Source organism: Guptibacillus spartinae (assembly GCF_028610625.1).
Taxonomy (GTDB): Bacteria; Bacillota; Bacilli; order Bacillales; family Guptibacillaceae; genus Guptibacillus; species Guptibacillus spartinae.
Genome location: NZ_JAQQWU010000008.1, coordinates 145,574 through 158,706, shown reverse-complemented (window position 1 = coordinate 158,706; position 13,133 = coordinate 145,574). Strand labels below are relative to the sequence as shown.

At 39.9% G+C, this 13,133-nt stretch carries 12 protein-coding genes; 7 read left to right on the top strand and 5 right to left on the bottom strand.

Features of this window, described 5'->3' with window-relative positions; translation table 11 throughout:
• Positions 1–112: 112 nt before the first annotated feature.
• Complete coding sequence (locus PQ511_RS15030) at positions 113–1,057, top strand: ring-cleaving dioxygenase (protein ID WP_273852715.1); 945 nt, start codon at positions 113–115, stop codon at positions 1,055–1,057.
• A complete protein-coding gene (locus PQ511_RS15025) occupies positions 1,057–1,659 on the top strand; it encodes an alpha/beta hydrolase (protein ID WP_273852714.1) in 603 nt (200 codons plus the stop codon). Before PQ511_RS15030 ends, PQ511_RS15025 begins: the two co-directional genes overlap by 1 nt.
• 184 nt (positions 1,660–1,843) lie before the next feature.
• On the opposite strand, the gene PQ511_RS15020 is transcribed toward PQ511_RS15025, so the two are convergent.
• Complete coding sequence (locus tag PQ511_RS15020) at positions 1,844–3,079, bottom strand: dicarboxylate/amino acid:cation symporter (protein ID WP_273852713.1); 1,236 nt, start codon at positions 3,077–3,079, stop codon at positions 1,844–1,846.
• A 260-nt stretch (positions 3,080–3,339) separates the two neighbouring features.
• Here PQ511_RS15020 and PQ511_RS15015 point away from each other — a divergent pair, with 260 nt between their 5' ends.
• Together PQ511_RS15015 and mug are read left to right on the top strand one after the other, a co-directional pair.
• The gene (locus PQ511_RS15015; RefSeq protein ID WP_273852711.1) at positions 3,340–4,116 is read left to right on the top strand and encodes a class I SAM-dependent methyltransferase; all 777 of its coding nucleotides are present in this window, start codon (positions 3,340–3,342) and stop codon (positions 4,114–4,116) included.
• 5 nt (positions 4,117–4,121) lie between these two features.
• Entirely contained in the window at positions 4,122–4,616 is a 495-nt protein-coding gene (gene mug, locus PQ511_RS15010) for a G/U mismatch-specific DNA glycosylase (protein WP_420541715.1), read from the top strand.
• A 254-nt stretch (positions 4,617–4,870) separates the two neighbouring features.
• On the opposite strand, the gene PQ511_RS15005 is transcribed toward mug, so the two are convergent.
• The 3 genes from PQ511_RS15005 to PQ511_RS14995 all read right to left on the bottom strand — a co-directional run bounded on the left by PQ511_RS15005 (position 4,871) and on the right by PQ511_RS14995 (position 8,747).
• The gene (locus PQ511_RS15005; RefSeq protein WP_273852709.1) at positions 4,871–5,749 is read right to left on the bottom strand and encodes an NAD(P)-dependent oxidoreductase; all 879 of its coding nucleotides are present in this window, start codon (positions 5,747–5,749) and stop codon (positions 4,871–4,873) included.
• 208 nt (positions 5,750–5,957) lie between these two features.
• On the bottom strand, positions 5,958–7,841 hold the full coding sequence (locus tag PQ511_RS15000; RefSeq protein ID WP_273852707.1) for a vWA domain-containing protein: 1,884 nt from the start codon (positions 7,839–7,841) through the stop codon (positions 5,958–5,960).
• Positions 7,842–8,747, bottom strand: a complete 906-nt coding sequence (locus tag PQ511_RS14995; RefSeq protein ID WP_273852706.1) for an ATP-binding protein — start codon at positions 8,745–8,747, stop codon at positions 7,842–7,844.
• Between the two features lie 175 nt (positions 8,748–8,922).
• On the opposite strand from PQ511_RS14995, the gene PQ511_RS14990 reads away from it, so the two are divergent.
• From PQ511_RS14990 to PQ511_RS14980, 3 genes are all read left to right on the top strand, one after another.
• Positions 8,923–9,264: a YojF family protein gene (locus tag PQ511_RS14990; protein WP_224599896.1), complete on the top strand. Its 342-nt coding sequence runs from the start codon at positions 8,923–8,925 to the stop codon at positions 9,262–9,264.
• A 13-nt stretch (positions 9,265–9,277) separates the two neighbouring features.
• A complete protein-coding gene (gene bshB2, locus PQ511_RS14985; protein ID WP_224599895.1) occupies positions 9,278–9,943 on the top strand; it encodes a bacillithiol biosynthesis deacetylase BshB2 in 666 nt (221 codons plus the stop codon).
• Between the two features lie 82 nt (positions 9,944–10,025).
• Positions 10,026–11,645 (top strand): ABC-F family ATP-binding cassette domain-containing protein, encoded by a 1,620-nt coding sequence (locus tag PQ511_RS14980; protein WP_273852703.1) that lies wholly within the window; start codon positions 10,026–10,028, stop codon positions 11,643–11,645.
• 34 nt (positions 11,646–11,679) lie between these two features.
• Here PQ511_RS14980 and PQ511_RS14975 read toward each other — a convergent pair whose 3' ends face one another.
• Positions 11,680–13,038, bottom strand: coding sequence for an MATE family efflux transporter (locus PQ511_RS14975; RefSeq protein WP_273852701.1), 1,359 nt, complete (start codon positions 13,036–13,038; stop codon positions 11,680–11,682).
• Positions 13,039–13,133: the final 95 nt, after the last annotated feature.

Genomic DNA, 13,133 nt, shown 5'->3' with positions numbered 1-13,133 from the left:
TAAAATATCTCGAATTAAATATATTTTAGGTTATCTAAATTAGATGATTAAGATAAGTCTAATGCGGGAACCTTCTAAATGGATGTAACAAAGAAAAGGAGACTTGTCACTTATGAAGCATACAACAGGCATACATCATATTACTGCTATCGTTGGAAATCCACAGGAAAATGTTGACTTTTATAGTGGGGTTCTTGGACTACGTCTTGTGAAAAAGACAGTAAACTTTGACGATCCAGGAACTTATCACCTTTATTTTGGAAACGAAGAAGGGGCACCGGGAACCATTATGACATTCTTCCCCTGGTCGAATGCACATAACGGAGTCATCGGCTCCGGGCAGGTAGGGGTAACAAGCTTTGTCGTTCCAACGGGCAGCTTATCATTCTGGAAGAAACGACTTGATAAATTTAGTGTAGAGAATGGTGAAATGATGCGTTTTGGTGAGAAAGTTCTTACCTTCGATGATCCTCATGGCTTGCATTTAGAATTAGTCGAAAGAGAAGAAGGTGAACCTAACACGTGGAGTTTTGGTGGAGTTAGTACAAAACATGCCATTAAAGGCTTTGCAGGCGCAACATTACTATCTGGCAAACCAGAATCAACCATGACGGTATTAGAGGAAGTGCTTGGTTTTATGCGCGTAGCGGAGGAAGAAGATTTTGTACGTTTTAAATCAAGCGATTCTATCGGAAATACGATAGATGTGAAGAAGACACCCCTATCTTCTGGAAGTATGGGATCAGGTACGGTTCACCATATCGCTTTTCGTGCGAATGATTTCAATGACCATGAAGAATGGAGAAATTTATTGGAAGAAAAAGAGTATGGTCCAACACCTGTTGTCGACCGTCAATATTTCAATGCGATCTATTTCAGAGAAGAGGGCGGGATACTGTTTGAGATTGCGACAGACCCTCCTGGATTTGCAAAGGATGAAGATCCTGATGAAATGGGTAAAAAGCTACTTTTACCTCCATGGCTTGAAGAAAAGCGTTCTCAGATTGAACGTGTCCTTGAACCTGCAAATGCAAGAGTTCTAGAAGGTGACAAATAATGAAGCATATTTTTAAGCAAGGTAAGAATGATCTTCCTGTTTTATTATTATTACATGGCACAGGAGGCACGGAGAATGATCTTCTTCCACTTGCAGAATTAATCGCACCAGAAAACTCAATTTTAAGTGTTAGAGGGAATGTATCAGAAAATGGTATGCCTCGATTTTTTAAACGATTAGCTGAAGGTGTCTTTGATGAAGAAGATTTAATTAAAAGAACGCACGAATTAAAGGCGTTTATTGATGATTCATCCGAAAAGTATGAGTTTGACCGTCATAATGTTATAGCGGTTGGGTACTCAAATGGTGCGAATATTGCTGGAAGTTTACTTTTCCATGAAGCTAACTCCCTTAGAGGTGCTATTCTTCATCACCCGATGGTTCCTTTGCGCAATCTGAAGTTACCAAACCTGACTGGAAAACCGATTTTTATAGGTGCGGGGGAAAATGATCCAATTTGTTCGCCTGAAGAAACAAAGGAGCTACATGATTTATTCTCACAAGCAGGGGCAGAGGTAACAGTTCATTGGGAAAAGGCAGGACATCAATTAACTCAATCAGAAGCAGAAAAAGCAGCTGAGTGGTATAAGAAGAACTTTTAGGACAGCAAAATAAATTAAATTGTTTTATCACGCAAGCGAGCATCACTTTCTAGAAAGTGATGCTCGCTTTTCATACAGATGTTCGTGTTGGGTTCCTATCTTTGAATCAAGTATAACTGATAGCTAGTTGTATAAATGACAGAAAGACGGTCCTGTTATTGCGTTAACAGGACCGCCTTTTCAGTTAAGTAGCTGATTGGTTTGTTTTCTTTTGATCACGATCAATGACAGCTGCCCCGATAATATCACCAAGTACATTCGAAGCTGTCCCAGCCATACCAATGATGACATCAACTCCCGCGATTAATGCGACAATCTCTAATGGAAGGTTAAACATCGTTAACACAGCTGATAATGTCACTAAGCCTGCAGCAGGTATTCCTGCCGTTCCAATGGAGAGAAGTGTACCAATAGCAACAATGGTCACATAGTCCATAACGGAGAAGTTTAACCCGGTGACGTTTGCAGCAAAAACGATGGAAACACCCATCCTTAATGCCCCACCATCTGAATTGAAGACGGCCCCAATTGGTAAAGAAAAGTTTACGACTCTTTCTGAGATGCCGGCTTTTTTAGCAGAGTCAATCGCGATTGGAAGCGAAGCGATACTACTCGAGGTGAAAAACGCTGTGAAGTACGCATCTTTCGTTTGAGAAAAGAAGTTTTTAATACTTAATTTCGCGTACTTTAAAAAAGAAGTATAAATCAATGCCCAGAGCAATAGAACACCTAAGTAAAAGACCCCTGTAAAAGCGAGTAAAGATTGAAAAGTTTGCCAGCCTTGATTTCCAAAGGATGTTGCACTAATGGCAAATATACCAATCGGTGCATATAGCAATATGCCTTTCAGTAACAAAAAGAATAAGTCATTTGCAGCAGAAAATAGCTTATGAAGTCTCTCGCCAGATTCGCGCAGGTCACTTTTCTCTGAATAGCGCATTTTCCCCATTGTTAATCCAATGATGACAGCTAGAAAGAGAATACCCATGAGTTGTCCTGAAGAAAAGGTTTCGAAAAGGTTATTTGGAACGATATTTAAGAGAACATCAGAAAACCCAGGAGTGTCAGGCTTTTCAACTTTCGTATCTGGAAGCGTTAGGCCAGACCCAGGACTAATCCATAAAGCGATGGTAACACCTATTAAGACAGCTGCTGCTGTTGTTAGTCCGTAATAGACTAGCAATTTACCCCCTAATTTACCAAGGTATTTTGGATTCATTTGATTGATTGCGAGCACAACTGTTAGAAAAATAACTGGAATGGCCACGAGGTTAAGCAAGTTAATCAGAATGGTGCCAAGCGGTTTTATGAAATCAATATCTGATCCGAAAAGAATTCCCGCTGCGATACCAAGGATAAAGCCAAGCGTCATTTTTAGTATGAATGAAGAATCTTTATACATATGCCACATTTTTTGCATTGTTCCACCTCTTATTTAATAGTGTTCTTAGTATAACAGTTACATCATGAATTGTTTAGAAATTGAATTTTCACTCACCGTATCTGATCATAAACAAATCTTATTTAATGATTTAAATTAAAGGGTATCGTAGCTATGATGAGAAGTCATTCTTCCTTTTGCTCAATTTATTGCTATAATTTCTAAACCCAAAGCTGCTCAAATCTTTTAGAACTACATGGTATACTTAGTCAGGAAGGAAATAGAAGGAGTCAAGAAGAATGATTTTTACAACTGCAGGTAGACCAACAGAAGCTCTCATAAATGAAGCGATTCAGTTAAGCCAATTATATAGTGGTGCATACATATCAAGGGAAAAACGATCCATTCAACAGATCATTAACCTCTATCATCAAACCGTTGTGGTGGTTGGCTACGAACGTTTATTTCTTTATAAAGATAATGCAGAAACGCCTATATTCTTTCATCCAAATTCAGCGATGTTTCGCTGTAAAGCCATTCTAAATGGGCAAGATGATGCGTTTATAAAGGCGAGTGGACTTTTCGAAGGAATGAGTTTGCTTGATTGTACAGCAGGACTTGGATCTGACAGCACTGTTGCAAGTTTAGTAGTGGGTAATAAAGGGCGAGTTCAAGCAATTGAGGGATCGGAGCACGTCATACTCTTGCAAGAAGGATTAAAAAAATGGCAAAGTAGTGATGAGAAGATCGATGCAGCGATGAGGCGTATTTCTATTATTCCTAAAAGATACGAAGAGGTTTTACCTCATTTAAAGAACAATGCGGTTGACGTCGTGTATTTTGACCCGATGTTTGAAGGTTCCATCTTAGCTTCTGACGGTGTACGTGGTATCAAACAGGTGGCTGTTTATGATGGACTATCAGAAATTATGGTGAAAGAAGCAAAACGGGTGGCTCGAAAACGAGTCATTTTAAAAGATTCATGGCAAAGTAGACGTTTTGCACAGTTTGGTTTTCATCAACAAATACGTAAAACATCAAAGTTTCACTATGGGATTCTTGAATGTAAGGAGTGATACAAATGTTACCAGACCATCTTGCATACCATTTAAAGATCCTGTTTATTGGTTTTAACCCTGGTCTACAATCTGAGGCAGAAGGGCATCATTATGCGAATCCGACGAATCGATTTTACGCCATTTTAAAAGAAGCGGGACTGACGGATCGACAGCTCTCACCAGACGAAGACCACAAGCTATTAGAATATGGGTACGGTCTTACAAATATCGTGGATCGTCCTACTAGAGGAGCGGCTGACTTAACTTCCGAAGATTATGCGATTGGACGGAAGCGGCTCCTTGAAAAAATCAGAATGTATCAGCCCCTAGTAAACTGTTATGTTGGTAAAGGAGTCTATCAAAAGTTTTCCGGTGTAAAAAAAGCTGATTGGGGATATCAACCGATTGATCAGGTGGAGGGGGTTCGTGACTTTGTTGCGCCCTCTACGAGCGGATTAGTTAGAATGACGCTTGAAGAATTAACTGAAATTTATCGTCATTTGCATGTAACAAAATAAAAAACATATCGTGTTAATGATCATAGGAAATAATTTTACTAAAACAGTAAATTAAAGTGATGCCTTTCCATTACGCTTCTCCAGTAACCATAAGCATTTATGCATAGTCATGCAAAAGAGCTTGGAGCAAAATGGCTATTTCCAAGCTCTTTTTATAATCCGATTTTAAGTGTGTTTATGTGTATTTATCGTTTGCTTTTTAAGTTTCAATTCGGCATATAAGGAACGAATGTGCTAGAAGCACTAACTATACTTCACTCTTCCTTACGGTGAAGATGTTTGTAAAAAGAATAGATTGAAGAGAAATCCAAATCACCATAACCATTAACCTTAGCCTCAGCATAAACTTCTTTCATCAAATTGGTTATTTTTAAAGCCGCGTTTTCCTCATAGGCAGATAGGGTGGCGAGGTGAAGATCTTTTTGCATGTTTTTTAGAGCAAATTCTTCTTCGTGATTTTGATTTTTTAACTTCTCCGCTTTCATTTGAAGAAAAGGAGCAGAAACTGGCATCCCGGGTAACGTATCTAATAAAAAATCTTTGGATAAGCCAAGTTGTTCCCCGAGAATCATACTTTCAGCAAAGGCTGCCATATTAGAAGCAAGCATCGTATTTACAACCATTTTAAAAGATGTACCTTGACTTACTGGACCCACGTGAATTGTTTTCTTGCCCATATATTGCAGAAGATGTTCAACTTGATCGATATCAGGTTTTTCACCACCTGCTAGAAAAACAAGTTCTCCTGTTTCTGCAGGTCCTTTTGAGCCTGCTACCGGGGCATCAACAAATCTTACTTCAACATTGTGAGCAAGTTGGTTGGCTTTCTTAGAAAACGATGGATTCACTTTACTTGAATCAATCCATAAAGCGTTATGCTTCATCGATTGAAGAAAACCATTTTCACTTAATGCGACTTCCTCTACTGCTTCTGGACCGGTCAACATGGTAAAAACGATATCTGCCTCTTTCACCGCATCGTGAGGCGATTCTTTATAGAAAGCTCCCTGGTTAATAAGAGATTCTACTTTATCTTTCGTGCGATTCCATATCGTTAAGTCAACCTCATTGTGAAGTAAGTTTGCAGCCATAGCGCTTCCCATAACACCCATACCGATAAACGTTACATTCATTCTCATGTCCTCCTTTTGTAAGACTTCATCTATTTCTTACAGATAAGTCTTTTATTTAAATGCCTCAAAATCCGATTAACTAAACATACCAAAAAACTTCGAGTAACATAATTTTTAGTGGTACAGATTCTGGCTCCAATCAAGAAAAGTAATCAGCTTTATTAAAAAAACGGTTACCACCAGGCAAGGTGGTAACCGTTTCAATATGCTATACAAACCGAAGCAATAATCGCTTCAGTAGTGGTGTTAAATAAGCAGGAATTTCATTTGCAGAAGGAATGACAAGGCTTTGTGTGCCATAGATATTTCGCATCGTATTTTTTTCTTTTTCCTGTGGTTCTCCGTTTGATAAAAAGACCCCGATCACTTCAAACCCTTTTTTTCTTGTTTGAATAACGGCCTCATGTGTGTCGATGATGCCATTTTCACTATAGTCGTATGCGGAAGGCTCTCCATCTGTAAAGACTAGAAGGATTTTATGTTTCTCATTACGGTCTGCCAATTCTTGAGCAGCTTTTCGAATGGCATAACCATCCCGATTGTCTTCTTCAGGCTCTAGCTGCATTATTTTAGCGCCTTCGTTTGGCTGAATGGATCGATTGTAATCTACGATTTGAAAAAGGGTATTCGGCTGTTCCTCATCATCGGCATCAAATGCATCCTCATAGAAACCGGTAATCGAATGCTTAATATTGAGTCCTCTTAATGTCTCGTGAAAGAGTGTAATACCTAGTCTTGTTTCTTCCATCTTATCGTACATTGAGGCAGAGCAATCGACGAGTAGAGAGAACGTTACATCCAGCTCGGTACTTGGGGCATTCTTTTTATAAAAGAGGCGTGGATTTTCGTCAGTCACTAACCTGAGTAGCTTTCGATTCAAACGACCAAAGTGGAGATCACTTCTTGGTGCAATTTGTTTTTGCTCAATCGTTTTTTGGATCGCAGAGCGAAGTGATTTTTCAGCATATTGAATTTCTGCTTTCGCAGTTCGATAATTTGATCGCTCTTCAGAAGTCGGTTTTTCAGCGTGACGAATGACTTCTTTTACGTTTCGGTTCGCTTCACCTAGAGGATCTTGTGAAGAAGCGACAGCTTTTGTATCACGGCTTTCAAGGATGGCCTCTTCATCAAATTGGCTTCCTTCTGATTGCTTCGAAGCACCTTGCACACTGACAAAGGCCTGGTCACCGGATTCTTCTTTTCGTTCGCCTTCCCCTATCAGATCTGATTTAGCGCCTTCTTCTAGGTCAAATTGAAGAAAATTGGAGCCTTCTTGCTCCTGCTCTTCATGCCACGTATTCATTTCCTCATCATACGTTTCTTTGTCTTCTTTATCGGACGTTTCCATTGTATCGTCACTTTTTAACTGACGAGCTTCTTCGTCTTCAACAACAGGGGAGGGGTTGGCTGATGTCCCATACATTGTTAAATATTCGGTACTCATATCAAAATGCTCCTGATTAAGCTCCTGGCAAAATGCGCTTGTAAGAGTGGCGACTTCTTTCGTTGAACTTGCTTTAGAAATCTCCATAATTAAATGCCGTAGATAGGGCTTATATTCTGCTAGATCATTTCCAAGAGCAACTGGTTTACCGATCGCTTGAAGGTTGATCGCACAAAACAAAGCATCTAGCAGCTGATGCTGGCGATTATGAACTTCGAGACGCGCCCGGAAACGTTTTTGAAATAGTGTTCTTCTTGTATCAAAACAAGCACTCATTCCAGGACGAATCGACTTGCAAATCTTCTCAAGTCTTATATCTTCTAATAACGCAAACAGCTGTTTACGGAAAAGAGGATGTGATTGTTTTTTTATAGAAGAGAGGTAATGTTCTACTTCATTAAAATTCGTATAGTGAACATTGCCAAGCGCTCGTAAGTAAACATCGCTTTTCATTCCATCAAATTGTGTGCCGTCAAAAATGTCATTCCAATAATGGCTGACCGTAATCAACTGCTCAGAAGGTCTATAATATGAGTGGAAAGCAAACTGGACTTCACTCTCCATGTCACTTAATGTTTCAGCGAGATCAGATAAACTTAAATGAAGAAAAGGATCCGTCTGATTCTCAGCAAAGTTTAAAAACTTCATTTACGCTTTCTCCTGATAACGTCCAAAAATCGTTTCCGCAATGTTTTCCACAGCTGCTTTTTCACGTTCATCTTCAAGTTTATCCGTAATCGCACGTTTAATCGCACGTCTCGCTTCCATAAACGTTGTTAGGTCACAAGCATCTAGAAGTGAACGAGGAGAGGCGGCTTCTTCTGAAATTTGACCATCTCTTACTTTGGATTGAAGGTCTGCAGATAGCGTCACGAACTGATCAAGCAGATTTGAGTCATCTAGAAGTGATTGTTCACTTAACATTTCTTTTAAAGCTTCTCCTTGCAAGTACGGAACTTCTATGACGATGAAGCGGTTTTTTAAGGCTTCATTTAAAGGTGCTGTGCCAATATATCCTTCATTAATTGCAGCAATAACACCAAAGTTTTCTTTTGCGCGAACCGTTTCACCCGTGAAAGGGTTTAGAACCATGCGACGATAGTCAAGGACGCCATTTAGAATAGGAAGGGTTTCTGCTTTCGCTGTATTGATTTCATCGATATATAATAGCTCGCCGTTTTTCATTGCATTTTCGACTGGCCCAGGAATGAATGTAATGTGCGCATTGTTTTGTTCGTCATAACTAAGCGTTTTGTACCCTAGAAGCGCTTCTGCATCAAGGTCAACGGAGCAGTTAATTGAGTACATGGGTTGGTTAAAGAAGTAGCTAATTAATTCGGCCAGTTTTGTTTTACCAGCTCCTGTAGGGCCTTTTAGTAAAACATTTTTCCCGAGAATCAACGCTGTCACCGCATCTTTAACAATTGACATATCTGGAGCTGTATATCCTTCTGAACCAATAAGGTAGTGATTGGAATTTGGATTAGCATCGCGTCGGTCTTCAATGCGATCCTGTATTTTATCTGGAATATCAAACGTTTCATATAATTGCATCTGTCATACCTCCGAGTTTCGAATTCACATCTATTCAAAAGTTAACTATAACGGAAAAAAACAGTCTGTGTCTAATGAAAGTCGTTCAAAAGTTAACGTCAATCATTTTACCGGGCGAGATAGATGAGCTATACTAGTTCTAGCATGTAGGCATAAGAAAGAAGGGGGCATAAGAATGAAGCCTATTCAAATCGAAAAAGTACAAGAAATTCTTGAAACATTTGAAAACAAAGAGTTGTATTTTCATCTAGAAACAACGAGTGGAGCCTATGCGGCACAAGATAAAGACAAGCTTGCAGTCGGAGCATACATAAGAAATGGTTCGATCAAATTCACCAACGTTAAAATGGCAGGTAGTGGACCGTTTCGCGTTGGGTTTAAATTAAATGAAGGCTGGATGTATGCTGAAGGATTAACGGATTATCAGTTGGATGATGGTCGGCTGTTAATGGCAGGCCATGATACAAGTGGTCGTTTAGCTGTTGCCGTTCAACTAAGCTATACACCATTCGATTAAGGAGGAAACGATTATGGAGAAACAAGTCCTCGTCATTTTCCCGCACCCGGATGATGAAGCTTTCGGAACTGCAGGGTTGATCACGAAATTTGTCAATCAAGGTGTGCCTGTTACTTACGCATGTGCAACACTAGGAGAAATGGGACGCAATATGGGTAATCCATTTTTTGCAACAAGAGAAACACTTCCAGAAGTACGTAAGAAGGAGTTGCAAGATGCTTGCAATGCAATGGGGGTCAAGGATCTTCGCATGCTAGGGTTTAGAGATAAAACGCTTGAGTTTGAAGATCCTGAACTGCTCGTCTCAACAATTGGAAAGCTTGTTGATGAATTAAAGCCCTCACTAATCATTACATTTTACCCGGAATACGGTATTCATCCTGATCATGATGCTTGTTCGGCTGCCGTCATAGAGACGTTAAAACGTATGCCTAAACAAGACCGTCCAACGGTTTACGCATTGCCAATTACCCCGGATCGTGAGGCTGTACTTGGCAAGCCAGATAAAGTATTTGATGTAACGGATGTTCTTGAAACAAAGATCAAAACGATCGAAGCTCACCGCTCCCAAACAGAGGCAATGGTGGCAAGACTTGAAGACGGCTCAATGGATCCTAACTCCGAAATGATGTCGTTCATTAAGCAAGAATCCTTCTGGATCTACCCGTTTGATGAATAAGATCTGAAGCGTTCATATCTATTCCGAACAGAACGTGATATAATTTGCACTATAATATGATAGATGGAGGAATACGACCTAAATGATTACAGTTACAGATGTCGGCTTACGATATGGTGATCGTAAGCTTTTTGAAGATGTTAATATTAAATTTACTCCGGGGAACTGCTATGGACTAATTGGTGCGAATGGTGCTGGTAAGTCAACGTTTCTTAAGATTTTATCAGGTGAAATTGAACCGCAAACAGGCGATGTTCATATGGGACCTGGTGAGCGTCTAGCCGTTCTTAAGCAGAACCATTTTGAATACGAAGAGTATGAAGTGCTTAACACGGTTATTATGGGGCACGCTCGACTTTATGAAGTGATGCAGGAGAAGAATGCGATCTACATGAAAGAGGATTTCTCTGATGAAGATGGTATGAAAGCTGCTGAGCTTGAAGGTGAATTTGCTGATCTTAACGGGTGGGAAGCTGAGTCTGATGCAGCGGTATTGTTGAAAGGTCTTGGGATTTCTGAAGACCTTCATTACAAGAAGCTCGCAGATCTTACTGGTTCTGAAAAAGTAAAAGTTCTTCTTGCACAGGCGCTATTTGGTTCGCCGGATATTCTTCTTCTGGATGAGCCTACGAACAACCTGGATCTTAGTGCGATTCAATGGCTAGAAGAATTTCTTATTAATTTTGAAAACACCGTTATTGTCGTATCCCATGACCGTCACTTTTTAAACAAAGTATGTACGCACATGGCTGACCTTGATTACGGTAAAATTCAAGTGTATGTTGGTAACTACGATTTCTGGTATGAATCAAGCCAGCTTGCTCGCACAATGAAAGAAGATGCGAACAAAAAGAAGGAAGAGAAAGTAAAAGAACTTCAAGCGTTTATTCAGCGTTTTAGCGCGAACGCTTCAAAATCCAAACAAGCGACTTCTCGTAAAAAACTTCTTGATAAGATTACCCTTGATGATATTAAACCATCTTCAAGAAAGTATCCTTATGTAGCATTCACACCAAATCGTGAAATCGGAAACGATGTGCTTCACGTCGAAGGATTAACGAAAACGATTGATGGCGTAAAGGTTCTTGATAACGTGAGCTTTATGCTGAATAAAGATGATAAAGTAGCACTCGTAGGTCGTAATGAAATTGCGAATACGGCGCTCATTAAAATCTTGATGGGTGAAATGGAAGCGGACAGCGGTACGTTCAAGTGGGGTGTTACGACTTCTCAAGCTTATTTCCCGAAAGATAACTCGGAATACTTTGAAGGCGTGGACACAAACCTTGTTAACTGGCTTCGTCAATACTCTCCAGAAGATCAGAGTGAGAGCTTCCTTCGCGGTTTCCTAGGAAGAATGCTCTTCTCTGGTGAAGAAGTATTGAAGAAAGCAAGCGTTCTTTCTGGTGGAGAAAAAGTGCGCTGTATGCTTTCTAAAATGATGCTTAGCGGTGCGAACGTACTTGTTCTCGACGATCCAACGAACCACCTGGATCTTGAATCAATTACTGCACTTAACAATGGTCTCATGAACTTTAAAGGGGCAATGATCTTTACTTCTCATGACCACCAGTTCATTCAAACGATCGCAAACAGAGTTATTGAAGTAACACCTAAAGGAATCATCGATAAAGAAGCAACTTATGATGAGTACCTCGAAAACACAGAACTACAAGCAAAAGCTCAGGCAATGTATAATTAATAGACTAAAAAGCGGATCCTACTGGGATCCGCTTTTATTCGTCGTATACCGTTCGTGTTGATTGTTGCACATATCGTAGTCGTAAAAATAACGTAATGGCGGCAACAAATAGTCCAGTACTAAGGCCGACCCAGTACCCATATGGACCAAACGCAGTGTATTTCGCTAGTATAAAACCTGAAGGAAGACCGATTACCCAATAAGAAATTAAGCTCATAACGAATGTCACATTCACATCCTTATATCCTCGGAGTGCTCCCTGAATTGGGGCAGCAACTGCATCTGAAAGCTGGAAAAAGATCGCGTAAATTAAGAATACCTTAATCAAATCGAAAACGTCCTCATTACTCGTATACCAGCTTGCGACTGCATCGTTGAATAGAAACAAACAAAGAGCTGAAAACAAAGCCATACCAACTGCAAAAGCAATTCCCATGTAACTGTAGTGCTTCGCATCTTGTAATCTTCTTGCGCCAACTTCAAATCCGATGGCGATCGTTAACGCCATAGAAATACTGAGTGGAATCATATAGAGAAGAGAAGCGAAGTTGATCGCTGCCTGATGAGCGGCGATCGTTTCGGTTGAATACGTGCTCATTAATAGCGTAACAGCGGCGAAGATACTAACTTCAAAAAAGATGGAAAAACCAATCGGCACGCCAATTTTTAACTGTTCTTTCCAAGTTGAAAATGAGACAGGATAAAAACGTTTGAAAATACCGTATGCTCTGAACGGTCTTACTTTAATCACGACCAGTAATGCAATTAGAAGAATAAACCAGTAAGTGATCGCTGATGCATAACCGGCACCAACACCACCTAATTTAGGGAATCCCCATTTACCGAAAATGAGAACGTAATTGAAAAACACATTGATTGGAAGCGATGTAAGCGTAACAAGCATCGTGGTCCTTGTCTGTCCAAGTGCATCAAAGAAACTTCTAAGCACCGAGTAAATAAATAGTGGGACAATCCCAAATGAAAGTCCGATTAAATACTCTTTTGCAATTTGAGCTACGTTATTCTGAAGATCCATCGTATTTAAAATTGGATCTAAAATAAAACTTCCAACTACTAAAATACTAAGTGATAAAGCAATGGAAAGGTAAATGCCCTGCAGGACTGAAAAAGAAACACGTTCTTCCTGTTTGGCTCCAATATAATGCGATACGATTGGCGTTATGGCAAGTAAAATACCGCTTAAGCCTGTGAAGATAGGTACCCAAAGACTTGAGCCAATCGCAACCCCGGCAAGATCATTCGCTCCAGCTCTTCCGCTCATGATCGTGTCTACAAAGTTCATCGAATAAAGACCAACTTGCGTAATTAAGATCGGGTACAAAATCACAATTAATAGTTTGATTTTTTCCTTGAGTGAATATGTTGGATACATGGTGCAACATCCTTGCTATGTAGAATACTGAACACGGAAATTATAGCACATTCTGCCTCATCAATTAGAAAGTTATGCTACACTAAATATGTGAA